Genomic DNA, 25,592 nt, shown 5'->3' on the forward strand with positions numbered 1-25,592 from the left:
GCCGATGGGCGCGTCAGCGCCCCGACAGCACCTGCGCCATCACCGCGATGTAGTGGCAGACGCTGCCGGCGATGACGAACATGTGCCAGACCGCATGCGAGAACGGCATCTTCGGCCGGTGGTAGAAGACCGTGCCGAGGGTATAGGCGACGCCGCCGCCGAGCAGCCAGCCGAAGGTCCACGGGTCCAGCGCGCGCATCACCGGTTTCGCGGCGAGGATGATCAGCCAGCCCATCGCGATGTAGACGCCGGTGGAGATCAGCTTGAAGCGGCCGGTGTAGTGCAGCTTGAAGATCACGCCGAACACCGCCAGCGCCCAGATCGTGCCGAACAGCGTCCAGCCGAGCGGGCCGCGCAGGCCGATGAGGGTGAAGGGCGTGTAGGTGCCGGCGATCAGCAGGTAGATCGCGCAGTGGTCGAAGACCTTGAGGCGGCCTTTCATCACCGGGTGCTGGATCGCGTGGTACAGCGTCGACGCGACGTAGAGCAGCAGGAGGGTGATGCCGAACACGATCGCCGCGCTGAGCTGCCAGGCATCGCCGAACAGCGCGGCGAGGGTGATCAGGACAGCGCCGCCGGCGAGGGCTGCGGCGGCGCCGAGCCCGTGGGTGAGCGCGCTGGCGATTTCCTCGCGCAGGGTGAGGACGTGGTCGTCGTCGTCGGTGAGGCTCATCCGGTTACCTTCTCCGGTCTGGCGAGTGCAAAGACTCCAAACGCTGCATCGTGCGTGGACATGGCGCGGGTCACAGCCGGTTGAGCCGGCGCACGCGGTTGAGCCGGCGACGGATGCTGCGGTCGTCGTCGAACAGGTATTCCTCGACCTCGACCTGCATGCCGTCTTCCGGCACGAACACCTCGCGCATCGCGTACAGCCGTCCGTTGCCCTCGAAAGCGAGCCAGCGCTCGCCGTCGCGCACCACCTTGATCTGCGACACCGAGGGGATGATCGCCTGCAGCGCGTCGCCGTCGAGTACCTTCGTCGCGATCAGCGCGTCGCGGTGCGCGCGCAGGGCGTCGGCGCGCTGCCGTGTGGCGGCGAGCGCGTTCTCGCGGTCGATGCGGTGGATCGGTTCGAGCTTCGCCAGCGGCACGCGGGTCACGCGCTTGTCGCGACGCTTGCGGTGGATGTCGAGGACGACCTTGCCCATGTAGGCGTCCTTGTAGTCCATGTGCGCGACTTCGCTGCGCTTGCCGTGCAGGTAGTGCCACCACTTGCGGAGTGTGTCGAGCATCGATCCTGGTCGTGTGGTCCGGGGGAAGGCGTTGCTGCGTGTTTCCTGCGTTGCGGTCGCTGCCGGGGCAAGGAAACATCCGGGTTCGCCGGATGTTCCGATGCCTCGACGTCTTCCCGCGAAGGTCAGCCGCCTGCCGCAGCCTGCAGCGCCGACATGTCGGGACGCAGGAGGATGCTGGCGATCACGCCGACGATGACCATGATCAGTGGAATCTTGTTCTCGGCGAAGTTCTTGATGCCGTAGTAGAGGGTGTAGATGCCGCAGATGAAGCAGAAGATGCCGTGCAGAGGGCCATCCTTCCTGAAGGCATTGACGGTGATCCAGATGACCCCGGCCAGCGTGACGAGCGATGCAAGCCAATACATGTGCGTCTCCCCAGTGTGCCCCGGGAACGGAGCGCCACTAAGGTAGCCGAAGCTGCGTGCGGGCGTGAAGCCGTGGCGGGGCAGGGCGGGTCAGTCGATGCTCACCGCGTGCGCGTGCTCGCGGGTGGCCAGGAAGGTCACCGCCGGGGCGCGCTCCTGGGCGAGCTGCAGATTGACCCGGGTCGGGGCGAGGTAGACCAGTTGGCCGGCGGCGTCGAGCGCGAGGTTCATCGCGTTCTTGTCGCGGAATTCCTCCAGCTTCTTCGCGTCGTCGCAGCGGATCCAGCGCGCGGTGGCGACCTGGACCTGCTCGAACGAGGCGTCGACGCCATATTCGTCCTTCAGCCGGTAGGCCACCACGTCGAACTGCAGCACGCCGACCGCGCCGAGGATCAGGTCGTTGCTCATCAGCGGACGGAAGAACTGGGTCGCGCCTTCCTCGGAGAGCTGCGCCAGGCCCTTCTGCAGCTGCTTGAGCTTGAGCGGATCGCGCAGGCGCGCGCGGCGGAAGAGTTCGGGCGCGAAGTTCGGGATGCCGGTGAACGACAGGTTCTCGCCTTCGGTGAAGCTGTCGCCGATCGAGATGGTGCCGTGGTTGTGGATGCCGATCACGTCGCCGGGAAACGCGCTTTCCGCGATCTCTCGATCGCTGGCCATGAAGGTCAGCGCATTGGCGAGCTTGATCTCCTTGCCGGTGCGCGGATGGAAGGCCTTCATGCCGGCCTCGAACTTGCCCGAACAGATGCGCATGAACGCGACGCGGTCGCGGTGCATCGGGTCCATGTTGGCCTGGATCTTGAACACGAAGCCGGTGAGCTTCGCTTCGTCGGCAGCGACATCGCGGCCGGTGGTCGCGCGCGGGCGCGGCGCGGGCGCGTGTTCGACGAAGAAATCGAGCAGCGGTTGCACGCCGAAATTGTTGACGCCGGAGCCGAAGAACACCGGCGCCTGCTTGCCGGCGAGGTAGGCCTCGCGGTCGAAGGGATGGCTGGCGCCCTGCACCAGCTCCAGCTGGTCGCGCAGCTCGGCCAGCATCTCCGCGCCGATGCGCTCCTCCACGCCGGGTGCGTCCAGCGAGGCGAAGATCGTCGAATCCTGGCGGGTGAAGTTGCGGCCGGGTTCGTACAGATGCACTTCGCCGCTGACCAGGTGGACCACGCCCTTGAGCCGCTGGCCCATGCCGATCGGCCAGGTCACCGGCGCGCACTGGATGCCGAGCACGGACTCGATCTCGTCGAGCAGGTCGATCGGATCCTTGCCTTCGCGGTCGAGCTTGTTGATGAAGGTCATGATCGGCGTATCGCGCAGGCGGCACACCTCCATCAGCTTGATCGTGCGCTCCTCGACGCCCTTCGCGACGTCGATGACCATCAGCGCCGAGTCCACGGCGGTGAGCACGCGGTAGGTGTCTTCGCCGAAGTCGGCGTGGCCGGGGGTGTCGAGCAGGTTGACGATCCGGCCTTCGTACGGGAACTGCATCACCGAGGAGGTGACCGAGATGCCGCGCTCCTTTTCCAGCGCCATCCAGTCCGAGGTGGCATGCCGGGCGGCCTTGCGGCCCTTGACCGAGCCGGCCATCTGGATCGCGCCGCCGAATAGCAGCAGCTTCTCGGTCAGCGTGGTCTTGCCGGCGTCGGGATGGGAAATGATCGCGAACGTGCGGCGGCGGGCGGCCTCGCGGGCGACTTCGGTCAGGACTTCGGACATGGCGGGATCGGCGCTGTGGGGCGCCCGGGGAGCGAAGGGAAGGGCGGGATTATAGCGGTTGCCTGCTCCCTCCCCCGCGTGCGGGGGGAGGGTTGGGGTGGGGGCGACCACCCTCCGGGCACCCGTAGAGCGGAGCTTGCTCCGCTCCCCAGGCTCCTGAAGGGTCGGAGCGGAGCAAGCTCCGCTCTACGGACACGGGCTGTCAGCAGGCGGCAGTATCCTGTCCGGATGAGCACCTACTGCGACTTCGCCCCCGGCCACCCCGTCCACGGGCCCTACCACGACCACGAGTACGGGGTGCCGACCCGCGACGAGGCCGCCCTGTTCGAGCGCCTGATCCTGGAGATCAACCAGGCCGGGCTGAGCTGGGAGACCATCCTGAAGAAGCGCGAGGGCTTCCGCCTCGCCTACGACGGGTTCGATGTCGACACGGTGGCCGCCTATGGCGAAGAGGATCGGCTGCGCCTGCTGGCCGACGCCGGGATCATCCGCAACCGGCTGAAGGTGAACGCGGCGATCCACAACGCTCAGGTGATCCAAACCTTCCGCGACTCCCACGGCGGCTTCGCCGATTGGCTCGACGCCCACGTCCTGCTCGACGGTGCGCCGCGCGACAAGGCCGCCTGGGTGAAGCTGTTCGGCAAGACCTTCCGCTTCACCGGCGGCGAGATCGTCGGCGAGTTCCTGATGAGTCTCGGCTACCTGCCCGGCGCGCACCGCGCGGATTGCCCGGCGTTCAAGCGGATCGCGAAGCTGAAGCCGGTGTGGATGAGATAGGCCCCTATGGCAGTAGTCCAGCGCATCTCTGATCTTTTCAAGCCAGAACCGGCCCAATGGGGATTCCGGGGCGATCCGTATCTGTGGGAGGAGATGGCATCGGTGCTCTCCGATGTTCCTCTCCCGCCAACGGAGGCGCAGTTCAGTGCGTTGATCGAGGAGACGTTCTCGCGCTTGGTCGGTTCCTCGCTGGACTCATCGGCATCCTCTGTGTTCGTAGCGCGCTACAGCCACGGGGGTATGTCGTCCGGCCACGTCAGTCTCGCCTTCTCGCAAGAAACCGGCCTTCCACTGTTGCGGTCTCGCTATGTCGGGGGCTGACAATCCACTCAGGCCGAAGCCGCTTCACGGCTCGGGTTAATTCAGGCGACAGGATGCGCCCGCCGTCTGCATCGCCGGCATGAAAAGCCGGTGCGATGAATCAGCCCCTATTGCGCGGCGTCGCCGGACGTTTGTGCGGGTGTCGTCACCGCCTCGCTGAACCGCAAAATCCCCTGCGGGCCGAACATGCGGAACGGGATCGATTCGAGTGACAGGCCGCGATTGACCTGCACCACGAAGTGCAGGTGCGGGCCGGCGCTGAAGCCGGTGTTGCCGGACAGGCCGATGGCGTCGCCACGGCGCACGGGCTGGCCGATCCGCACGCGCACACCGTCCTGCCTGAGATGTGCGTACAGCGCCATCGTGCCGTCGTCGTGGAGGATGCGGACGTAGTTTGCGCGGCCGGCATCGGTGGCGCTGCGGCCGGTCGCGTCGAAGCCGCTTTCGATGTCCATCACGGTGCCGGCGCGTGCGGCGAGCACGGGCGTGCCTTCGTCGACCGCGAAATCCACGGCGTGCCGGTTCTCGGCATCGCGATGGCTGTGCTGGCCGCCCCAGCTTTGCGTGATGTGCAGTTCGCGCGTGCCGAGCGGATAGCCGTATTCGACATCGCGCGGCTTCGCGTTGGGCGAGCCCGGCACCATGCGCAGCTGCAGTGCCGTGGCGGGCATGGTTTGCAGGCGGGTGATCACGCGGCGGTCGTAGGCGGGCAGCACGGCGCGTGCGGGCAGGGCAGGCACCGCCGCCGGCGCGCGTCGGCCCTCGGGGGCCGACAGCAGCACTTCGACCGGCCCGGCCAGGCGGTTGTCGGCGCGGGCTTCCACGCCGTCGCCGGTGTCGCTCAGGCGCAGGAAGACGCGCGCGTCATCGTCGTCCGCCTGCGCGGCGACGCAGGCGAAGGAAACGAGCGCCCCCAGCAGTCCCGTCAGGATGGCGCTGGCGGCACGCATGCGGGGATCAGCGGCAGTTGCGGTCGAGCTTGAGCGCGGCGATCACGTCGCGCAGGTCGAACGCTGCGACCGACTTGTCGGCATGCACGGCGTACAAAGCGCCGCTGGGGAACCGGGTGTTGCCTTCGCTGCGCAGCGCGATGCCGTCGGTGGTCGCGACCGTGCGGCCGGTGATGCTGCCCACCCGCCTCAGCGTCTTGCGGTCGAAGACATGGAAGACCGTCAGCGGCGCCAACTGGTCGACGGACACCCAGTAGCCCTTGCCGCGACGGCAGCTCCACAGCGCGACGCCTTCGGCCTCGAACGAGAAGGTGTCCTCGGGCAGCTGCCGGCCGGTCGCCTTGCCCGCGAGCGTGTATTCGCGCAGCGTCGATTTCGGGTGGTATTCGTCTGCGATCAGCAGGCGGTTGTGCGCCGGATCGCCGGCGATGGACTCGACGATGCGCAGCGCGTCGCGCTCTCCGGTGTCGCCGAAGTGGCCGCGGGCTTCGGCGCGCACGCTGCTGTTCGCGTCGAACGTCAGTCGGTAGCGGCGCACGCGCTGGTCCAGCTCCGCCATCGGCGGCAGTTTGTCGAAGCGCTCGCCGTACATGAAGCTGTCGGTGACGTAGAGATCGGCGCCGCCGCCGTCGGCATCGGGATTGAGCCACAGGCCGTAGGGCGCGCGCAGTTCGTCTCCGCCGAAGCTGGCGACCGGGGCGAAGTCCGGCAGCGACAGCACCTGGATGCGGCGGTTGTCGCGTTCGACCACGAACAGGCGGTCGCCGAGCACGGCGATGCCGTTGGGGCGCTTGAACTGGCCGGGCAGGCTGCCCTTGTCGCCGACCGCGCGGAGGCGCTCGCCGGTATCGGCGTCGAAGACGACGAGCTGGTGGCTGGACTTGGCGGTGGCGATCAGCCAGGTCCGTCCGTCGGGATGGCGCCAGGTCGCGAGGGAGTCCAGTTCGTCGCCGGGCGATTCGGGCGAGACATACGCCTCGGTCACGACGATCGGTGCGGAATGGGGCGCGGTGGCGGTGCGCGGTGCTGTGGCGGGGCCGGCTGCGGCGAATCCTGTCGCGCAGAGGAGCAGGCCGGCCGCGATGAAGCTGCGGTGGGTCGTAGGCATGTCCACGAGTATCGACGAACAGGGGCGCGGATGGACAGCGGCTTATGAAATATCGTTCTATGCGGATGAAGCGATTGACATGCTGCGGCGCAGCGCTATCCTGTGCGCATCCATCAAGACCGGCTGAGGGACAGGCCCTTTGAAGCCGGGGCAACCTGTTGGTACCGACCGCGACGCGGACGGGACTATGAAGGTGCCAATTCCTGCGGGGACCCTGTGTCCGCCGTGAAGATGGTTGTGCGTGACGGTCCCGTCGGGACCGTCGTCGACAACGACTCTCCGGTCTCCCCGCGGCCTCTGATGGCCCCATCCACGGAGACCGCGCCATGTCCTTCGCCGCCACCCCCGCCCTCGCCGAGCCCGTCGCCGACGCCTGTCGGTACGTGCCCCATGTCGCCGACGTGCCGTCCGCCCCGCGCGCCATTCGTGGCCAGCTGCGCGCGACGCTGTCGATGCGCCATGCCGGCGAGCGCGACGTGGACATCGCCTGGGAAGTGGTCGGCCCGGTCGACGCGCCGCTGCTGATCGTGGCCGGCGGCATTTCCGCGCATCGCCACGCCATCGCCAGCCACGACTTCCCCGAGAACGGCTGGTGGCAGAACCAGAGCGGCAGCGGCCTGGATGCGCGCCGCTTCCGCCTGCTGTCGATCGACTGGCTCGGTGCCGACGGCAGCCTCGACGTGGCCATCGACAGCGCCGACCAGGCCGACGCCATCGCGGCGGTGCTCGACGCGCTGGGCGTGGCGAAGGCTGCCGCCTTCATCGGCAGTTCCTACGGCGCGATGGTCGGCCTGCAGTTCGCCGCGCGCCATCCGCAGCGCGTGCGCCGCCTCGTCGCGATCAGCGGTGCGCACCGCGCGCATCCCTACGCCAGCGCGTGGCGCGCGCTGCAGCGCCAGGCCGTGGCGCTGGGCCAGCTGCAGTGTGACGAGGGCCAGGGCCTCGCGCTCGCCCGCCAGCTCGCGATGCTGAGCTACCGCACGCCGAACGAATTCGCCGAGCGCTTCGACGCCGCGCCGCAGCTGGTCCACGGCCGCGCGCGCGTGGCCGCCCAGGATTACCTCGAACACTGCGCCGCGACCTGGGTCGCGCGCACCTCGCCCACGGCCTTCCTGCGCCTGTCCGAATCGATCGACCTGCATCGCGTGGATCCGCGCGAAGTGCGCGTGCCGACCACCGTGGTCGCGATCGTCGAGGATCGCCTGGTGCCGCTGGACGACCTCTTCGCGCTGGCCGAAGGCCTGCCGCGCGGCGAAATCCGTGTGTTGCGCTCGAAGTACGGGCACGACGCTTTCCTGACCGAGCCGCGCGAGATCGCGGACATCCTCGGCAAATCCCTCGAAGACGTGTGTGGAGACGTGGCATGAGCGCGACCCTGAATGGACCTTTCAACGGCGGCGAGCCGCAATCGGCGACCCGCGCGGTGCGCGCCGGCATCGACAGCGACACGGCCTACGGTGCGGTGACGCCGCCGATCGTGCTCTCGTCGAACTTCAGCTTCGCCGGCTTCGGCGAGAAGCGGAAGTACGACTACACGCGCAGCGGCAATCCCACGCGCGACCTGCTCGGCGAAGCGCTGGCGGAACTGGAAGGCGGCGCAGGTGGCGTGGTCACCTCCACCGGCATGTCCGCGATCACCCTGCTGCTGCACGCGCTGCTCAAGCAGGGCGAGCGCCTGGTCGTGCCGCACGACGCGTACGGCGGCAGCTGGCGCCTGTTCAACGCGCTGGCGAACAAGGGTGCGTTCGAGCTGTCGACGGTCGACCTGACCGATCCGCGCGCGCTGGCCGATGCGCTGGCGCTGAAGCCGGCGGTGGTGTGGATCGAAACCCCGTCGAACCCGCTGCTGCGCATCACCGACCTGCGCTTCGTGATCGAGGCCGCGCACGCGGCCGGTGCGCGCGTGGTCGTCGACAACACCTTCCTGTCCCCGGCGCTGCAGCGCCCGATCGAATTCGGCGCCGATTACGTCATCCATTCGACCACCAAGTACATCAACGGCCACAGCGACGTGGTCGGCGGTGCGGTCGTCGCCAAGGATGCGGAGCAGCACCAGCAACTGGTGTGGTGGGCGAACGCGCTGGGCCTGACCGGTTCGCCGTTCGACAGCTTCCTGACGCTGCGCGGCCTGCGCACGCTCGACGCGCGCTTGCGCGTGCATCAGGAAAACACCCATGCGCTCATCGCGCTGCTGCAGGACCATCCGGCGGTGCGCAAGCTGCACTATCCGGGCCTGGCCTCGCATCCGGGCCATGCGCTGGCCGCGCGCCAGCAGAAGGGCTTCGGCGCGATGCTCTCGCTGGAACTGGACGGCGGCGAGGAGGCCGTGCGTGCCTTCGTCGACGGTCTGCAGTACTTCACGCTGGCCGAATCGCTGGGTGGTGTCGAGAGCCTGGTCGCGCATCCGGCGACGATGACTCATGCGGCGATGACCCCAGAAGCGCGTGCCGCCGCCGGCATCGGCGACGGCCTGGTGCGCCTGTCGGTGGGCATCGAGCATGCGGATGATCTGGTCGCCGACATCGCCGCCGGCCTCGCGCGTGCGCAGGCCGTGGCCGATGCGCGAAAACCCTGTACGAAACAGGTCGTGCTGTGAGCGGAGAGGTCGTCATCGCGCACATCGGTGTCGCCGCGCGCCCGCAGTCGCGCGTGGCCGACGTGCCGGCGCGGATCGCGCTGCTCGGCACCGGCACCGTCGGCAGCGCGGTGCTGGCGCGGCTCGCGGGCTGGGACGGCACGCGGCTGGGCGAGCGCCTGTCGTTGCATTACGTGGCCAATTCGAGGTTCGGGTTCAGGCCGGCGTCCACGGCCGAGGCGGCAGCGCGTGCGGTGTCGGGAGTGGCATCGCACGCGCCGCCGTCGCTTGATGCCGTGGCCGTTGCGCTCGGCACGCAGGGCACGCGCATCGTCATCGATGCCACCGCCAGCGAAGCGGTGACCGAACGCCACGCGGCCTGGCTGGCCGACGGCATCCACGTCGTCACCGCCTGCAAGCTCGGGCAGGGCACGTCGCTGGCGCGCTGGCACGAGATCCGCGAAGCCTGCGCGCTGGGCGGCACGCGCTACGGCGACAGCGCCACCGTCGGCGCGGGCCTGCCGCTGCTGCGTTCGATCCGCGCCCTGCAGGCCGGCGGCGACCGCATCCATGCCATCGCCGGCGTGCTCTCCGGTTCGCTCGCATGGCTGTTCAATCATTACGACGGCCTGCGCCCGTTCTCGGGCTTCGTGCGCCAGGCGCGCGATGCCGGCTACACCGAGCCCGATCCGCGCGACGACCTGTCCGGCGAGGACGTGCGCCGCAAGATCCTGATCCTCGCGCGCGCCGCCGGCGTGGCCCTGGACAGCGCAGCGGTGGAGGTCGATTCGCTGGTGCCGCAGGCCCTGGCCGCGCTGTCGGCGGCGGACGTCGATGCCGCGCTGCCCGAACTCGACGCGCCGATGCGCGAGCGCTTCGCCGACGCCTACAAGCGTGGCGAGAAACTGCGCTTCATCGCGCGCCTGGAAGACGGTCGCGCACGCGTCGGCCTGCAGTCGTTGCCGGCGGACCACCCGCTGGCGGGCGGTGCGGGCACCGACAACCGCGTCGCGATCTGGAGCGATCGCTACGACCGCCAGCCGCTGGTGATCCAGGGTCCCGGCGCGGGCGCAGGCGTCACCGCCGCCGGTCTGCTCGACGACGCGCTGGAGATCGTGGCGCGGGGCTGATGGCGGGCCAAGCTGCGTGCAGCCAGCGCCTTCTGGCTGCAATGTCGCCGTCACAGCGGTTTCACGCAGGGTGCGAAGACTGGCGGCTTGCCCGCACGACCTCCGCACGCACCCATGAGAAAGACTCGTCTTGCCCGCGCCCTCGCCGGGCTCGTCCTCGCGCCCGCCGTTTCCCTGGCCGCCGCGCAGTCCGCCACCTCCGTCCCCGCCACGCCCGCCACGCCCGACGGTGCGGCCGATGCCCTCGACACCATCGTCGTTCGCGGCGAAGCGGTCTATCGCGATCGCAGCGACGCGCCGGCCACGCTGGCCTACGACCTCGAATACTTCCAGCAGTTCGAGCCGCTGACCGTCGGCGACATGCTCAAGCGCGTGCCGAGCGTCGCCTTCCTGTCCGACGTGCTGGAGTACGACGGCGTGCGCCTGCGCGGTCTCGATCCGGGCTACACCCAGATCCTGATCAACGGCGAGCGCGTGCCGGGCGGCGGCTTCGACCGTTCGTTCTTCGTCGACCGCATTCCGGCGGAACTGGTCGAGCGCATCGAGATCGTGCGCTCCGCGTCGGCCGACCGCAGCGGCGACGCCATCGCCGGTTCGCTCAACATCGTGCTGCGCGAAGGCCGGTCGCTCGACGGTGGCTACCTGCGCTTCGGCGCGCTGCACTACGCCGATGGCCAGACCGAGCCGCTGCTCGGCGCGGTCTGGGGCGGGCAGGCGCTCGGCGGCGACCTGCTGGTCGGCGTGAACACGCAGGGCAGGCGCAATCCGAAGGACAAGTACAGTCGCCGCTACGCCGCGCCAGGCGAAGCGCTGGACAACAGCGAAGTGCAGACCGATGTGCGCAGCGGCGAAGACCATGCCTTCAATGCGGCCTACGATGTCGAACTCGGCCCGGGCCGCCTGGGCATCGACCTGTTCTACGTGTCGACCGACCGCCTGCAGGACGAGGATTCGCTCGAGTACATCGCCGGCATCGAGAACGACGCGAACCTGTCGGTCGTCAACGACAACGACCTCGACATCCGCACCGACAACTGGTCGGCCAGCCTCGAATACGACTGGGCCATGGCCGGTGGCGACACGCGCGTACGCCTGGCGTGGTCGGGCTTCGACGATCGCCAGTTCGAGCTGGAGGACGAGTACGAATACCGCCGTGACGCGAATCCCTTCCCGGAGGACGATCGCTATACCGGCGACCGCACCTACACCGAGATCGACGATCGCGAATTGTCGCTGGACCTGCGCCACACGCGTCCGGTCGGCGAAGCGCAGCTGCGTTTCGGTGCGACCTACACGCGCAAGTCGCGCGAGACTTCGATCACCACCGACCGCAACCGCATCACCATTCCGAATGCGCCGACGCCCCGTCCGACGATCCCGGGCACCTTCGGTCCCTACCTGCCGCTGCCGGGCGGGCTCAACACCATCGACGAGACCCGGATCGAGCCGTACGTGCGTCTCGACGGCGACGCGGGTGCGTTCGAGTGGGAAGCCGGCCTGCGCTACCAGCGCACCCAGACCGACATCGACGACCGCACCGTCGCCGCGCCGCTGCGTCGCAGCGAGCAGCGCCATGGCGAGTTGCTGCCGTCGGCGCACCTGCGCTGGAACCTCGACGGCGACCAGCGCATCAACCTGTCGCTCGCGCGCACGATGCGTCGCCCCGGCTTCGACCAGATCACTCCGGCCCTGCTGCTCGCCGAACTCGGCGACAACGACCTGCTGGGCAATCCCGACCTGCGTCCGGAAACCGCCTGGGGCCTGGACCTGGGCTGGGAGCGTCGTCTCGGCAAGCGCGGCGTGATCGGCGTGAACGCGTTCTATCGCGACGTGCGCGATCTGATCGAGATCGCCAACACCGGTGTCGAGGGCGACGAAGGCCCGGGGACCTTCGTGCTGCAGCCGCGCAATGCCGGCGATGGCCAGGTCTGGGGCGTGGAACTCGATCTGTCGACCCCGCTGACCGTGTTCGGCATGGAGCACACCGGCGTGTTCCTCAACTACTCCTGGCTGGACAGCGAGATCCGCGACCTGTTCGGCACGCGTCGCTTCAACAGCCAGTCCGGCAACGTGCTCAATGTCGGCTTCGTCCAGTCGCTGCCGACGCCGCAGATGTCGTTCGGCGTCACGTATCGCCGCCAGGGCAGCGCGTACGGGCGCATCATCGGCGAAGAGGTGCGCACCTCGTACGGCGCGGACCTCGAAGCCTTCGTCGAGAAGCGCTTCGGCGAACACTGGACGGTGCGCCTGACCGGATCGAACCTGCTGAACGCCTCGAAGGATGAAGTATTCGACAAATTCGTCACCGTGCAGGACCAGATGGACAGGTCGCATGACGAGTTCGAGATCGAGCGCGAGACCGGCGGCCGCGTCTACCAGATGGTGGTGCGCTACGAATTCTGATTGCCGCGGCAGTCTGTGAACGAAAAAGGGGAAACGAAAAAGGGAGCGGCCTCGGCCGCTCCCTTTTCTTCATCGCTCTCCCTGTTGCGCTCTTTGCCTCGCACCGCACCGCGACTTCGCACGGTGCGGTGCCGACGTGCTCAGGGCAGGTCGCGGCCGAACAGGCCGAGGTAGAGCGCGCGATAGATCGCGGTGGAGTCGATGGTGCCTTCGATCTTCGCCGCGCCGGGGCCGATGCCGCGCGCCACGGTGCCGCCGGCGCTGTCCGAGTCCGAGGCCCAGGTCACGTAGAACGGCTGGCGCACGCCGCGCGCGTCCGGTGCGCTGAGATAGGGCTGGCCGCCGTCGCTGTCGAGCGGCGAACCCACGGCCGTCTTCGTCGGCAGCGGTCGCGGCAGGTCCTTCGGGTCGTCGAGGTCGTCGCTGGTGGGATTCATCGCACCGTTGTCCGAATCCGAGGCCACGACTACGGTCAGCGCGGGATTCCTGCCGGCCTCCGCCAGCGCGAGCGCGATCGCGCGATCCGCACCCGACGCCGCTTCGACCACGCCGGGCGTGTTGTTCTCGCCCGACAGGTTGTCGGTCGCCTCCTCGTTGCCGACGACCAGATAGCCCTCGGGCGCGTCGCGGAAGCGGTCGAGGATGAAGCCGAGCATCTCGTCGAAGCGCGGCGCCTGCGGCTGGAACGGCGCCAGCCCCTGCGCGGCCAGCGTCGCTTCGTTGGCTTCGTTGAACGTCGCCTCGTGCGCGAACAGCCCGAGTACGCGGCGACCGTCGCGCGGCAGCGCCAGCAGCTCCTCGCGGGTGAACACGACGGCATAACCGGCGCGACGCGCTTCCTCGACCAGGTTGCGGCGGTCCTTGCGCACGCCGACACCGTGTCGGCCCTGCACGCCTGCCGGCAGGAAGAACATCTCGCCGCCACCGAGCGCGATGTCGGGACGTGCGGCGAGAATCTGCGCGGCGATTCCCGCCTCGTCATCGCGATCCTCGATCGTCGCCAGGAACGCGCCGGTACCGGGCTCGGTCATCGGAGCGGAGTTGAAGATCGCGACCTTGCGGCCGGCGGCCTGGGCTTCGCGCATCAGGCTCATGCGCTTGCCGGACGCAGCGACCGGCACCCGGCCCTTCTTCACCCAGCCGTAGCTGTCCAGCGTGGCGCGAACGCCATAGGCATGGGTGGTTGCGCCGCCGTTCGACGAAGCATTGACGCTGTCTGTCATGGGGCCGACGTAGATGGCCAGGCGCGGCAGGCGGTCCCAGGCCAGGCGACCGTCGGGGCCGGCGTTGAACAGGCGCACCGCTGCCCAGGTGTTCGCGCCCATGCCGTCCGGGTGCAGGAAGATGGCGCTGCCGGGCGAGGACGGCGTGGGCTCTGCGGCCAGTGCCGGCAGGGTCGGGGACAGCGCGAGGGCGAGCGCCGTCGCGAGAAAGGTGCGGATCATGCGGAAACCCGTTGCGGAGGACGACCCGCAAGCATGTCGCACGCAGATGACAGGGTCGCGACGCCGCGAGGTTGCCGCAGGCTCATCGCGCGCGCGTGACGTAATCCCGTGCGAAATACTGTTCCAGCGGTTCCGGCCGGTGCAGGCCGTAGCCCTGGGCCATGTCGACGCCGAGCGCGCGCAGCATGACGATCGTGTCCTGGTCTTCGACCTGCTCGGCGATGGTCTTCTTGCGCAGCACATGGGCGATGTCGGTGATCGAGCGCACCACGGCGGTGGACAGCGGCGAATCCTGCAGGTTGCGCACGAAGCTGCCGTCGATCTTGAAGTAGTCCACGTCCAGCGTGCGCAGGTAGTTGAACGAGCAGAACCCGGTGCCGAAGTCGTCGAGCGCGAACGCGCAGCCCAGCGCGCGCAGCTGCGTGATCAGCGCCTGCGCCCGCGCCAGGTCGCGCACCGCGCTGGTCTCGGTGATCTCGAAGCAGAGGTTGCGCGCCGGCACACTGCTGCGCTGCACGCGGTCGACCACGTAGCGCTGGAAGCCTTCGTCGACCATCGACGCGGCGGTGAGGTTGATCGCGCACAGGTGCACTTCGGCGGCGGCGGCCGGTCGCGCTTCCAGCCAGCCGAGCGCCAGTTCGATCACGTGGCGGTCCAGCTGCACGCCGAGCTGGAAGCGTTCGGCGGCGGGAATGAAATCGCCCGGCGCCAGACGCTGCCCGGTCACCGGGTCGCGCATGCGCAGCAGCAGTTCGAAATGGCGGCCCTGGCCGTCGTCGCCGTCGAGCGGCTGGATCGACTGGCAGTCCAGTTCGAACAGCCCGCGATCCAGCGCCTCGCGGATGCGCACCGCCCAGCGCATCGCCGCAGTACGCTCCTGCAGCTCGCCCGGTTCCTGGTTGGCGATGCAGATGCGGTTGCCGCCGAGTTCCTTCGCGGTGAAGCAGGCGGTGTCGGCCTGCGACAGCAGGTGGGTGTGGTCGCCGTGGCCGCCGACGAAGGTCACCAGGCCGATGCTGGCGGTCGCGTTCAGCGCCTGCCCCTGCCAGCCGACGCGGTAATCCTCGATCGCGCCCAGCACGCGCTCGGCGCTGCCGAGCACGTGGGCGTGCGAGCCGCGCAGCAGCAGCGCGAACTCGTCGCCGCCGATGCGGAACACCTCGTCGTTGCGGTCCACAGTCGCGCGCAGCAGCGAGCCCGCGCCCTGGATCAGCGCATCGCCGGCGGCGCTGCCCACGGTGTCGTTGATCAGGCTGAGATGGTCCAGGTCGAGATACAGCAGGCCCGCTTCGATGCCCGAGCGTGCGGCGAGGCGCTGCAGCGCTTCCTCGAAGGCGCTGCGGTTGGGCAGGCCGGTGGCGGAGTCGGTCACCGCGCGCAGCAGGGCGCGCCGTGTCGCCGCGCGCTGTTCGGCGATCGACGCGGCGAGCATCAGCGGCACGTTCGCGAACAGGCACATGAAGGCGAGCAGCAGGGCGACATCGAAGGGATCCTGCGGCGAGCGGAACGCGCCGATGCCCAGCGCGGTGATCGAGGTGATGACCAGCACCGCGATGCCCGTGCCGACGAGAGTCCACAGTACCTCGAAGCGCACCGCGCTCCACAGCAGCAGCGCCAGCGGCAGCGAGACCAGGCCCAGCGAATAGAGGCCGCTGTAGGTGCCCGCGATGTAGAAGATGCCGGCGGACGCGATCGCGCAGGCCAGCCAGAGTGCTTTTTCCCGGCGCGCGTCCTGGCCATCGAGGCGGGGCGCGGTTTCGCTCGGGCCGGTGTGGGTGAGGTAGAGCATCGTCGGTGCGACGCAGATGATCCCGAGCAGGTCGCCCATGGTCCAGCGCGCGAAGGCGTGCCCGAAATCGCTGGCCTCGGTCATGCCCGTGGCGAGCAGGCCGAGCGAGCCGATCAGCCCCGAGGTCCCGGACATGGCCACCGCGCCGCAGGTCAGGCCGAAGCCGCTGCGCACGCTCAACCGCGTCGGGTTGCCGCTCACCGCGTGGCTGACCAGATAGCCCGCGAGCGCGGCGACGATGTTGCTGCCGACCGAATAGGGCAGGAAGGGGAGGGGCACCGGCGCGAACAGCGCGTGGTTGACCAGGATGGGGATCACGACGAACAGAGACCAGCGCGGGCCGTAGCGCAGTACCGCGGCGTAGGCCACGCCGGAGGCCGGCCAGAACAGAGTCACTTCATCGGGCGCAAGGATGAGCACCCCGGCGAACCAGGCCCCGAGCAGGTACAGCATCGACAGCCACAGGAGCCGCAGCACCCTGTCACCCCCCTCGTCGTGTCGTGTCCCGACGTGCTGCCATCCCGGCGCCAGATGCGGATCGCGGCAGTGCGCGACACGCGCAGGCGAGGGTGGGCCTGTTCCAGCCCCGACTCTCGCAGAATCAGTCGTCGATGCGCAAGACGCCCTGGCGGGTCCGGTCCAGGTACAGGCGCAGGACGTCGGGGCGGGCGTAATGCCCCACCGGGTCGAAGTTCTGCCGCTCGCGGTAGACCCGGGCGTGGTCCAGGTCGACGCAGAACACGCCTTCGCCTTCCTGCGGCGGCAACAGCCACTGGCCATCGGGCCCGGCGACCGCGCTGCCGCCGTCGGCGCAGACCGCCGGCAGGCGTTCGCGCAGCAGGTCGGCATGCGGATGGCTGTCCGGGATGTCCTCGCGGCGCATCGGTGCGCCGACGCTGACCACGTAGCTGCGGCCTTCGCGCGCGACGAAACGGGTGATGTCCTCGGTGTTGCGCCGGCTGCCCGGCCACACCATCAGGTGCAGGTCCTCGCCCTGCGCGGACAGCGCGGCGCGCGGCAGGGGCATCCAGTTTTCCCAGCAGTTGAGCGCGCCGATCGTGAACGGTCCGATCGGGAACGTGCGCAGCCCGGCGCCGTCGCCCGGCGACCAGACCAGCCGTTCCTCGTAGGTCGGCATCAGCTTGCGGTGCACGTTGCGCAGCGCGCCCGCGTCGTCGATCAGCATCAGGCTGCAGTACAGACTGTGCCCGCCGCGATCGTCGGCGCGCTCGATCGTGCCCAGCGCCACCCACAGGCCTTGGCGTCGCGCGGCCTCGCGGATCGGATCGAGATCACCGCGCGGCACCGACACCGCCTGTGCGCAGTAGTGCGCATACAGCGACTTCTGCAGGTCGTCCTCGAAGCGCGCGCCGTCGGTGTGCTCGATCCAGAACGGATAGCCCGGCAGCAGCGCCTCGCCGAACACCACCAGCTTCGCGCCCTGCGATGCCGCGTCGTCGATCGCCGCGACGATCTTCCGCGTCGTGGCCTCGCGATCGAGCCACACCGGCGCGATCTGGGCGAGGGCGACGCGGAGGGTGGTGTTGTCGGACATCGAACACTCCTGACCAAGAGGCGCGTCGAGTGTAGCGGGGACCCATTAGCTTTGTAGCAGGGCCGCTTTGTAGGAGGGCCTTCAGGCCCGAGCTTTTCCGCTCTTCACACAACGCAAAAAAAGCTCGGGCCTGAAGGCCCTCCTGCGTGAAGCGGAACATCGCGTGCATCAGCACTCGATCACGTTCACCGCGAGGCCGCCGCGCGAGGTTTCCTTGTACTTGTCCTGCATGTCGCGGCCGGTGTCGCGCATGGTCTTGATGACCTTGTCGAGGCTGACCTTGTGCTTGCCGTCGCCGCGCAGGGCCATGCGGCTGGCGTTGATCGCCTTCACCGCGCCCATCGCGTTGCGTTCGATGCACGGGATCTGCACGAGGCCGCCGATCGGGTCGCAGGTCAGGCCGAGGTTGTGCTCCATGCCGATCTCGGCGGCGTTCTCGACCTGCCCGGGCGTGCCGCCGAGCGCGGCGGTGAGGCCGGCGGCGGCCATCGAGCAGGCCACGCCGACTTCGCCCTGGCAGCCGACTTCGGCGCCGCTGATCGAGGCGTTCTCCTTGTAGAGGATGCCGATCGCCGAGGCGGTCAGCAGGAAGTCGAACACGCCCTGTTCGTTCGCGCCGGGGCAGAAGCGGTCGTAGTAGTGCAGCACCGAGGGAATGATCCCGGCGGCGCCGTTGGTCGGCGCGGTGACCACGCGTCCGCCGGCGGCGTTCTCTTCGTTCACTGCGAGCGCGTAGAGGTTCACCCAGTCCAGCACCGTGAGCGGATCGCGCATCGCGGCCTCGGGCTTGGTCGAGAGTTCCGCGTGCAGGCTCGGTGCGCGGCGCGCCACGTGCAGGCCACCGGGCAGGGTGCCGCTTTCGCGGATGCCGCGCTGCACGCAGCTCTGCATCGCGTCCCAGATCTCGCGCAGGCCCTGGCGGATCGCGGTGCCTTCGCGCCAGGCGTGTTCGTTGGCGAACATCAGGCCGGCGATGCTCAGGCCGTGGGTCTCGCACTGCTGCAGCAGCTCGGCGCCGCTGTGGAACGGGTAGGGCAGCTCGGTGGTGTCGGCGACGATGCGGTCTTCGGCCGCTTCGTCCTGGTTCACCACGAAGCCGCCGCCGACCGAGTAGTACTCGCGCGTCGCGATCTCGGCGCCTGCGGTGTCGAAGGCGGTGAAGCGCATGCCGTTGGTGTGATAGGGCAGCTTCTGGCGCTTGTTCATGATGAGGTCGTGCTTCTCGTCGAAGCCGATCTCGTGCGCGCCGCCGAGGCGGATGCGCTTGGTGGTGCGAATGCGCGCCAGCGCTTCGGGGATGACGTCGGGGTCGATCAGGTTCGGCCAGTGGCCTTCCAGGCCCATCAGCACGGCCTTGTCGGTGCCGTGGCCGCGCCCGGTGAGGGCCAGCGAGCCGAACACCTCGGCGCGGACGCGGCCGGTGCGGGCGAGGTCGCCGTTTTCCTGCAGCCAGCGTTCCACGAAGCGCGCGGCGGCGCGCATCGGCCCCACCGTGTGCGAGGAACTGGGGCCGATACCGATCTTGAACAGGTCGAAGGTGCTGACAGCCACGGGATGCTCTTCCGTCGGGACGACCGCCGGGCCGATGCGGGCAGCCGGGCAATGCGTCGATCTGCATGGGGCGGCGCGCGCGCCGTCCCGCGTCCCGAACCCGCGACCGGACGTCGGCCGCGTGCCGGCGAAACGTAGACGATATTCTAGGTCGTCATGTCGATGGCTGTCTCATGCGTTTTTGGCATGGACAAGCCATGCGCGCCCGTATGTTCCGGGCGCGTCGCCGACGGCGGCGTGTCGCGGTCAGTCGTACCAGCGGTTGCGGATCGACGCCATCTGCACGCCGACCTTCTGCGCGATGGGCACCTGCGTCTTCATGAAGGCGATGGCCCTGGCGCGATCGGTGACCTTGGCGGTGAGGCTGACGCGATAGGGATAGTCCGGATTCCGGCGCGGGTGATGCTTCAGCTTGACCCGGGTGGTCTGCAGCCCGGCATCGCGTGCGCCGCGCGTGTCCAGTCCGAGCGCGGCCGCCCAGGCGCCGAGGTCCTTGGTCCAGTAGCTCGTGACCAGGCGCTGCTTGCGTGCGGTGTCCTTCATCGATGTCCCCTGTGTGTGATCCGGATGGCGGCATGGACGGTCATGGTGCATCCGCCGGCCGCCCCATGTCCCCCGGGCGCCCGATTCGATACCGGTATGATGCCGATGCCCGATTCCGAACAGGCTTGCAACCCACATGGCCACCGACCCCGCCCTGGTGCTCTATCAGCGAGACGACTGCCACCTGTGCGATCTCGCGCTGGCGGTCCTGGCCGAGGCCCGTGCGCCTGCGTTCGAGAGCGTGTTCATCGATGACGATACGTCGCTCGAAGCCGGATACGGCCATCGCGTGCCGGTGCTGCGCGACACGCGGCGCGGCATCGAGCTGGACTGGCCGTTCGACGCGGACCGCCTGCGTGGCTGGCTGGCCGGCGGATCATCGGGTTCGTAGAGCGGATCGAAGATCCGCTGCCTTGGTTCTTGTAGAGCGGAGCTTGCTCCGCTCGCTTCTTCAGGGAAAGCCAGAGCGGAGCAAGCTCCGCTCTACAAGAGCCTGTGGATCACTTCGCGACGAACACCACCTTCGTCGTCACCTTGATCTCGTTCGGGATGACGCTGGTATCGGCCCAGTCGCCGCCGCCGACGCCGAAATCCAGGCGCTTCACCGTCGCCGAGCCCGCCAGCACCGGCTTCGCGCCCGGCGTCCAGGTGAAGGTCAACGTCACCGGCTTGTTCACGCCGCGCAGGCTCAGCGTGCCGTCGGCGGCGTACTTGTTGCCGCCCAGGCTGCGGAACTTCGTCGCGGTGTAGCGCGCCTGAGGAAACTTCTTGCTGTTGAAGAACGACGCGCCGTGCAGTTCGCCGTCGTAGTCGGCGTTGCGCGTGGTCGCGGTGGCCAGCGGGATGGTCACGTCCAGCTTCGCGGTGGCCAGCTGCGCCGGATCGAACGAGAAGGTGGTGGCGAAGCCCGGAAAGGAGCCGTTGAAGGCTTCGCCCTGGTACTTTCCGGAAAAGCCGAGGCTGGAGCCGGTGGTCTGGGCGTAGTTGGCGGCGAAGGCCGGTGCGGCGGCCAGGGCCAGGGTCAGCAGAAGCGTCTTGCGCAACATGATGCGTTCACTCGTTGGGGGATTGCGGGGAAGAGGCCGGCGGTGCGGCTTCGGTTGCGCCTGCGGTGGTCGCGTGCACCTTCAGCCAGCCGCGCGGCAGCATGCGCGCCAGCGTGGCGTCCTGCTGGAACAGGTGGTGGTAGAACGCGGCGCCGGCGTGCGCGGCGACCATCAGCGCGAGCAGCCAGAACATCAGCTCGTGCGCTTCCTCGGCGGCTTCATGCAGGTCGTGGCTCTCGCCGACGATGTCCGGCAGGTTGAACAGGCCGAACCACTGCAGCGGGTAGCCTGCGGAGGAATTCACCACCCAGCCGCTGATCGGGATCGCGAACAGCAGCACGTAGATCCCGAGATGCGTCAGCGTGGCGATGCGTTCCTGCCAGCGCGGCGAGCCCGGCACCGGATGCGGCGCGCCGGCGATGAGGCGCCACAGCACGCGCAGCACGACCAGACCGAGGATGGTCAGGCCGATCGACTTGTGCAGGGCATAGGTCTTGATCTTCTCCGGGCCGTTGGGCAGGTCGCCCATGGTCAGGCCGATGTAGGCGATGACGACGATCAGGACGACGGTGGTCCAGTGCAGCAGCTGGCTGACGCCGCCCCAGCGGTCGGCAGGGTTTTTCAGGCTCATGGTCGAGGGTCCGTAGGTGGGTCCGGGGGGATGTCAGGAAGAGGCGGGCGGCGCAGGATCGGTTGCGCGGCCGGTTGAGGCGTCGGTTGCGTCGTCGGTTGCGCGGTCGTCCGCGTCGTCGGCCTTGCCACCCTGGCGCACGGCTTCCGCCTCGATGCGCAGCTCGACGCTGTCTCCGATCACGCTGGCCCAGGCGTCGATGCCGAAGGCCTTGCGGCTCAGGGTGGCCGTCGCCGAGAACCCGACCGTGCGCCGGAACGGCGGCAGCGGATGGCGTTTGAGCGCGTTGAGCTTCACGTCGAGGGCGACCGGCTGCGAGACGCCGCGCAGGGTCAGGGTGCCGTGGACCCGGGCGCGATCGGCGGCGAGCGGTTCGACCCGGGTCGAGACGAATTCGGCGGTCGGGTGGTCCTTCGCATCGAGCAGGTTGCCGGCCAGCGTGGCCTCGTTCCACTTCGCGTCGCCGAGGTCCACGCGGGCGATCGGCACCGAAGCCTTGAGCGAGGCGGTGGTCCAGTCCTCCGGATCGAAGACCAGGGTCCCGGTGCTGCCCGAGACGGTGCCGATGGCGTTGGAGAACCCGGCATGGCTGATCGCGAACATCACGCGCGTGTGCACCGGATCGAGCCGGTAGGTGTCCGCCTCGGCGGCCAGCGCCGACAGGGGCAGCAGCAGCGACAGGGCGGCGATGCGACGGAGGCGGTGCAGGGTGGGCGACATCGGCGATCCCGGCAGGAGGTCTGTCCGATTCTAGGCCGATGCCGCAGGATATGCCGCCCCTGGCGGCTGCAACGGTTCATTGCGCGGGGGGATGGGCGCCGGGAGAGGGCGCCCGCAGGGACTTTCATCGACACGGGAACGTCGCATGCACACGCGAAGCAGGCAGTTGGGCGCTGCTCAGGCCATCTCGATCCGGATCGCGCGGGCGATCGGTCTGGCTGTCGCTGCGGCCTCGATGGCAACGTCCTGCGCCTGGGCGCGGGACGGCGGCATCACCCAGCGTTTCGTGCGTTTCGGCCCCGCCGATGGCCTGCCCGCCGAGATCAATGCCCTGGGCGTGGACCGGGCCGGGGTGCTCTGGGCCGCGACCGGCGACGGGCTGATGCGCTACGACGGCACGGCACTGACGCTGCTGCGACGCGCGCGCGGCGTGCAGGGCGGCTTGCCCGACAACGACCTGAAGACGCTGGCGATCGATCGCGACGACCGCGTCTGGGTCGCTTCGAGCGGGGCCTTGAGCATGCTCGACGTGCAGCGTCGCGACATCGCGCAGATCCGCTTCGCAGGCGAGTCCGCCGCCTGCGATGACGATATCGTCACGCTCGCGGCGGCGCCGGATGGCGCGATGTGGCTCGCGGGCCAGAGGCCGGTGCTGTGCAGGATCGGGCGCGACGGTGCGATCCAGCGAATCGCGCTCGGCGCGAGCGACGCGATGCGCGGCGATCCCGTGGTGATGCTGGCCCGTGGCGCGGACGATGTGCTGATCGGCACATCGTCCGGCCTGTATCGGCTGCGCCACGGGCGCCTGCGCGAACTGGATCCAGCGAGGCTCGCCCGGGCCATGGTCTTCCACATCAAGCCCGACGGCGACGGCAGCGCCTGGGTCGGTACCGATCTCGGCGCATTCCGCGTGTCGCCACGGGACGAGGTCACCGCAGCGCCGTGGCGCCTCCCCTCGCGCGCGACCAATGCGGTGATTTCGCCGCGCGGCGACGGCGGTTACTGGATCGGCACCGCGCTCGGCCTGTTCTCGGCGCGGTCGGCCGCGCACCCGGCCGTGCAGGTGCGGCCGCCGCTGCACGAGGACGGCCTGTCGAGCGGCGTCTTCGACCATGCGCGCGACCACGAGGGCGGCTGGTGGTTCGCCTCGTACGTGCAGGGGCTCTCGTACCTGCCGGCGACCCACGGGCGATTCGGCACGATCGAGGCCATCGCCGGCGACACGATGTCGCGGATCGATCCTGCCCAGGTCGCAGCAGGCCAGGGCGACCTCGTGTGGCTTGCCGGTGCGCGCGTCCTGCATGCATTGCGTGCAGGCGGCGACGTGCCGCAGCGGTCGATCGATGCCGATGCGCTCGGACTGCAATGGTTCGATGCGGTGACCACCTGTGCCGACGGCCGGCTGTGGGTCTCGGGCTTCGACACGGCGGGCATCGATCGCGTCGTGCAGGTCGACCCGCGCACGGGCGCGGCATTGCGCGAGCATCGCGCCCGCGCCGAATCGGCCGCGTCGCCGCAGGACCTGTTCTGCGCCGACGATGGCGCGCTGTGGGTGTCCCTGCAGGCTGGCGGCCTGCGCGTGCTCGATCGCGATGCGCGCGTCGTGCGCGAGCTGTCTCCGGACCAGGTCTTCGGCAGCGAAGTGCAGGGCCACGCCGGCATCCTGGCGGGCCCGGACGGCCAGCCGTGGTTCCATGACGGGCATGCGCTGCATCGCTGGCATGCAGGGCGATTCGAGCCCGTCGCCGTGACGGCGGGCGACGATGGCGAACCGATCCAGGCCGTCGCCTTCGTCGCGCCGGACACCTGGTGGATCGCGCGCTTCGGTGCGCTGGAGCGTCACCTCTGGCGCGATGGCCGGCTGCAGCGCCAGGCGGTGTTCGGCCAGGACGAGGGCCTGCCCGGCTTGGATGTCGGCAGCCTGCTGGTGGCCGGCGACCAGGTCTGGCTGGCGAGCACGCGCGGCCTGCTGCAGTACGACATGCGGCAGCGACGCGCGCGCCTGCACGTCATGCGCGACGGCCTGCCCGGACTGGATTTCTCGCAGGCGGGGATGCTGCGCGACGCGCATGGCCGCGCGCTGGCGATGGCGAAGGAAGGCCTTGTGTGGTTCGACCCCGCGCAGCCCTTGCCCGCACCGAAGATCCCGGCGCTGGCGATCGATGCGGTCGAGCTGCGTCGCGACGAGGACGTGGTCGCGTTCGCGGTGCCGCGCGCACCTGGACCCGGCGATGTGCGACGCGTGACGATGGCGCCGGGCGATCGCGACCTGCGCATCGTCGCGCGGGTGATGTCGTTTGCCGATCCGGCGCTGCATCGCTACCGTTTCCGCCTGCAGGGTTTCGACCCCGACTGGGTGCTGCAGGACGTGCGCGGAGAACGCGTGTTCTCCAGTCTGCCGCCAGGCACGTATCGGCTCGAAGTGCAGGGTGCGAACGCCGACGGCGCGTGGTCGCCCGCGCGCCGCATCGAGGTCGAGGTGCTGGCGCCGTGGTGGCAGCGCGGCTGGGCCTTCGTGCTGTACGCGCTCGCAGTGGCCGGCGTGGTCGCCTGGGGCGTGCGTCTCGATCGTCGCCGCACACGACGCCGGCATGCCTACCAGCTGGCGAGACAGAAGCAGGCGCTGGCCGAGGACGCTTCGCTGGCGAAGAGTCGCTTCCTCGCCAACCTCGGCCACGAAGTGCGCACACCGATGACCGGCGTCCTCGGCATGAGCGAACTGCTGCTGGGCACCTCGCTCGACGAACGCCAGCGCAGCCACGTCGGTGCGATCCACCGTGCCGGCGAACACCTGCTGCGCCTGGTCAACGATGCGCTCGATCTCGCGCGCGCCGAAGCCGGCCGCCTGGAACTGGCGCAGGGCGATTTCGACCTGCATGTCGTGATCGATGACGCCGTCGCGCTGATGCGTCCGCTGGCCGAACGCAAGGGGCTGCGTTTCGTGATCGAGCGCGAGGCCGACGTGGCGCGCGGCTGGCATGGCGATGCCACGCGCATCCGCCAGATCGTGCTGAACCTGCTCGGCAACGCGATCAAGTTCACCGAGCGCGGCGAAGTCCTGCTGCGCCTGGCGACGCTGTCGCCGCGCGGCGTGCGTATCGAAGTGATCGACACTGGCCCGGGCCTCGATGCGGAACAGCAGCGACGCCTGTTCCGGCGTTTCGAGCAGGCGGAAGGTGCGCGCACCGCCAGCCGCTACGGCGGCAGCGGGCTCGGGCTCGCGATCTGCCAGGAACTCGCCGTCGCGATGGAGGGCGGCATCGAACTGCGCAGCGCGCCCGGAGAAGGCGCCTGCTTCATCGTGCGCCTGCCGCTCGCGCCCGCCGCGCTGCCTGCCGAAACCGGGGACGCACGTGGCGAGGCGTCATGCCTGCCCTGCGCGGTGCTGCTGGTCGAGGACGACGCCATCGTCGCCGATGCACTGGGCGGCCTGCTGCAGGCGCAGGGACATCGTGTCGTGCATGCCGGTCACGCGCTGGCTGCGCTCACTGCGTTGGCGACCGAAGACGTCGACATCGCGCTGATCGACCTCGACCTGCCCGGCATGGACGGCCTCGCCCTCGCGCGTCACCTGCGCACGCAGGGCTTCGCCCGCCCGATGATCGCGCTCACCGCCCGCGCCGACGTCAACGCAGAGCCGCAGGCAATGGCCGCCGGTTTCGATGCCTTCCTGCGCAAGCCGCTGACCGGCGAGATGCTCGCCGAGGCATTGGCGGGGCATGTGCCGTTGCTTGCATAGGG

Annotated in this window: 22 protein-coding genes and 1 riboswitch; of the genes, 8 read left to right on the top strand and 14 right to left on the bottom strand. The window is 69.3% G+C overall.

Annotated elements, in window-relative coordinates:
* Positions 1-13: 13 nt before the first annotated feature.
* The 4 genes from trhA to ACFQ0E_RS07025 all read right to left on the bottom strand — a co-directional run bounded on the left by trhA (position 14) and on the right by ACFQ0E_RS07025 (position 3,295).
* Positions 14-673, bottom strand: a complete 660-nt coding sequence (gene trhA / locus ACFQ0E_RS07010) for a PAQR family membrane homeostasis protein TrhA (protein ID WP_386822977.1) — start codon at positions 671-673, stop codon at positions 14-16.
* Positions 674-743: 70 nt separating this feature from the next.
* A complete protein-coding gene (locus tag ACFQ0E_RS07015; RefSeq protein WP_386822978.1) occupies positions 744-1,232 on the bottom strand; it encodes a hypothetical protein in 489 nt (162 codons plus the stop codon).
* Positions 1,233-1,357: 125 nt separating this feature from the next.
* Entirely contained in the window at positions 1,358-1,600 is a 243-nt protein-coding gene (locus ACFQ0E_RS07020; RefSeq protein ID WP_386822980.1) for a hypothetical protein, read from the bottom strand.
* A 90-nt stretch (positions 1,601-1,690) separates the two neighbouring features.
* The gene (locus ACFQ0E_RS07025; protein WP_386824068.1) at positions 1,691-3,295 is read right to left on the bottom strand and encodes a peptide chain release factor 3; all 1,605 of its coding nucleotides are present in this window, start codon (positions 3,293-3,295) and stop codon (positions 1,691-1,693) included.
* Between the two features lie 240 nt (positions 3,296-3,535).
* Between ACFQ0E_RS07025 and ACFQ0E_RS07030 the strand changes: the two genes are divergently transcribed.
* Positions 3,536-4,084, top strand: coding sequence for a DNA-3-methyladenine glycosylase I (locus ACFQ0E_RS07030; RefSeq protein WP_386822981.1), 549 nt, complete (start codon positions 3,536-3,538; stop codon positions 4,082-4,084).
* Between the two features lie 428 nt (positions 4,085-4,512).
* Here the strand turns inward: ACFQ0E_RS07030 and ACFQ0E_RS07035 are convergent, their stop codons facing one another.
* On the bottom strand, positions 4,513-5,355 hold the full coding sequence (locus tag ACFQ0E_RS07035) for a M23 family metallopeptidase (protein WP_386822982.1): 843 nt from the start codon (positions 5,353-5,355) through the stop codon (positions 4,513-4,515).
* A gap of 7 nt (positions 5,356-5,362) precedes the next feature.
* The gene (locus ACFQ0E_RS07040; RefSeq protein ID WP_386822983.1) at positions 5,363-6,463 is read right to left on the bottom strand and encodes a phytase; all 1,101 of its coding nucleotides are present in this window, start codon (positions 6,461-6,463) and stop codon (positions 5,363-5,365) included.
* Here ACFQ0E_RS07040 and ACFQ0E_RS07045 point away from each other — a divergent pair.
* From ACFQ0E_RS07045 to ACFQ0E_RS07065, 5 genes are all read left to right on the top strand, one after another.
* On the top strand, positions 6,462-6,590 hold the full coding sequence (locus ACFQ0E_RS07045; protein WP_386822984.1) for a hypothetical protein: 129 nt from the start codon (positions 6,462-6,464) through the stop codon (positions 6,588-6,590). The genes ACFQ0E_RS07040 and ACFQ0E_RS07045 overlap by 2 nt on opposite strands.
* Positions 6,571-6,701, top strand: a riboswitch (SAM riboswitch). It overlaps the preceding gene by 20 nt.
* Positions 6,702-6,789: 88 nt before the next feature.
* Positions 6,790-7,830, top strand: a complete 1,041-nt coding sequence (gene metX, locus ACFQ0E_RS07050; protein ID WP_386822985.1) for a homoserine O-succinyltransferase MetX — start codon at positions 6,790-6,792, stop codon at positions 7,828-7,830.
* On the top strand, positions 7,827-9,059 hold the full coding sequence (locus tag ACFQ0E_RS07055; RefSeq protein WP_386822986.1) for an O-succinylhomoserine (thiol)-lyase: 1,233 nt from the start codon (positions 7,827-7,829) through the stop codon (positions 9,057-9,059). Before metX ends, ACFQ0E_RS07055 begins: the two co-directional genes overlap by 4 nt.
* The gene (locus ACFQ0E_RS07060) at positions 9,056-10,168 is read left to right on the top strand and encodes a homoserine dehydrogenase (protein WP_386822987.1); all 1,113 of its coding nucleotides are present in this window, start codon (positions 9,056-9,058) and stop codon (positions 10,166-10,168) included. Before ACFQ0E_RS07055 ends, ACFQ0E_RS07060 begins: the two co-directional genes overlap by 4 nt.
* Positions 10,169-10,282: 114 nt before the next feature.
* Positions 10,283-12,571, top strand: coding sequence for a TonB-dependent receptor plug domain-containing protein (locus ACFQ0E_RS07065; protein WP_386822988.1), 2,289 nt, complete (start codon positions 10,283-10,285; stop codon positions 12,569-12,571).
* Positions 12,572-12,711: 140 nt separating this feature from the next.
* Here the strand turns inward: ACFQ0E_RS07065 and ACFQ0E_RS07070 are convergent, their stop codons facing one another.
* The 5 genes from ACFQ0E_RS07070 to ACFQ0E_RS07090 form a co-directional block, all read right to left on the bottom strand.
* Complete coding sequence (locus tag ACFQ0E_RS07070; protein ID WP_386822989.1) at positions 12,712-14,016, bottom strand: alkaline phosphatase; 1,305 nt, start codon at positions 14,014-14,016, stop codon at positions 12,712-12,714.
* Positions 14,017-14,098: 82 nt separating this feature from the next.
* On the bottom strand, positions 14,099-16,282 hold the full coding sequence (locus tag ACFQ0E_RS07075) for a putative bifunctional diguanylate cyclase/phosphodiesterase (RefSeq protein ID WP_386822990.1): 2,184 nt from the start codon (positions 16,280-16,282) through the stop codon (positions 14,099-14,101).
* A 124-nt stretch (positions 16,283-16,406) separates the two neighbouring features.
* On the bottom strand, positions 16,407-17,360 hold the full coding sequence (locus ACFQ0E_RS07080) for a carbon-nitrogen hydrolase family protein (RefSeq protein WP_386822991.1): 954 nt from the start codon (positions 17,358-17,360) through the stop codon (positions 16,407-16,409).
* A gap of 168 nt (positions 17,361-17,528) precedes the next feature.
* The gene (locus tag ACFQ0E_RS07085; RefSeq protein WP_386822992.1) at positions 17,529-18,911 is read right to left on the bottom strand and encodes an L-serine ammonia-lyase; all 1,383 of its coding nucleotides are present in this window, start codon (positions 18,909-18,911) and stop codon (positions 17,529-17,531) included.
* A gap of 246 nt (positions 18,912-19,157) precedes the next feature.
* A complete protein-coding gene (locus ACFQ0E_RS07090; protein WP_386822993.1) occupies positions 19,158-19,454 on the bottom strand; it encodes a hypothetical protein in 297 nt (98 codons plus the stop codon).
* Positions 19,455-19,590: 136 nt separating this feature from the next.
* Between ACFQ0E_RS07090 and ACFQ0E_RS07095 the strand changes: the two genes are divergently transcribed.
* Complete coding sequence (locus ACFQ0E_RS07095) at positions 19,591-19,845, top strand: glutaredoxin family protein (protein WP_386822994.1); 255 nt, start codon at positions 19,591-19,593, stop codon at positions 19,843-19,845.
* A 109-nt stretch (positions 19,846-19,954) separates the two neighbouring features.
* Here ACFQ0E_RS07095 and ACFQ0E_RS07100 read toward each other — a convergent pair whose 3' ends face one another.
* Genes ACFQ0E_RS07100 through ACFQ0E_RS07110 form a run of 3 tightly spaced genes read right to left on the bottom strand, consistent with a single transcriptional unit; the run spans position 19,955 to position 21,851 of the window.
* Positions 19,955-20,500, bottom strand: a complete 546-nt coding sequence (locus ACFQ0E_RS07100) for a YceI family protein (protein ID WP_386822995.1) — start codon at positions 20,498-20,500, stop codon at positions 19,955-19,957.
* Positions 20,501-20,507: 7 nt separating this feature from the next.
* Positions 20,508-21,131 carry a cytochrome b gene (locus ACFQ0E_RS07105; RefSeq protein WP_386822996.1) on the bottom strand — a complete coding sequence of 208 codons (624 nt, stop codon included), beginning with the start codon at positions 21,129-21,131 and terminating at the stop codon, positions 20,508-20,510.
* 33 nt (positions 21,132-21,164) lie between these two features.
* Entirely contained in the window at positions 21,165-21,851 is a 687-nt protein-coding gene (locus ACFQ0E_RS07110) for a YceI family protein (RefSeq protein WP_386822997.1), read from the bottom strand.
* A 145-nt stretch (positions 21,852-21,996) separates the two neighbouring features.
* On the opposite strand from ACFQ0E_RS07110, the gene ACFQ0E_RS07115 reads away from it, so the two are divergent.
* Positions 21,997-25,590 (top strand): sensor histidine kinase, encoded by a 3,594-nt coding sequence (locus ACFQ0E_RS07115; protein ID WP_386822998.1) that lies wholly within the window; start codon positions 21,997-21,999, stop codon positions 25,588-25,590.
* Positions 25,591-25,592: the final 2 nt, after the last annotated feature.

The organism is Lysobacter brunescens (assembly GCF_042677005.1).
GTDB classification, from domain to species: Bacteria; Pseudomonadota; Gammaproteobacteria; order Xanthomonadales; family Xanthomonadaceae; genus Lysobacter_I; species Lysobacter_I brunescens.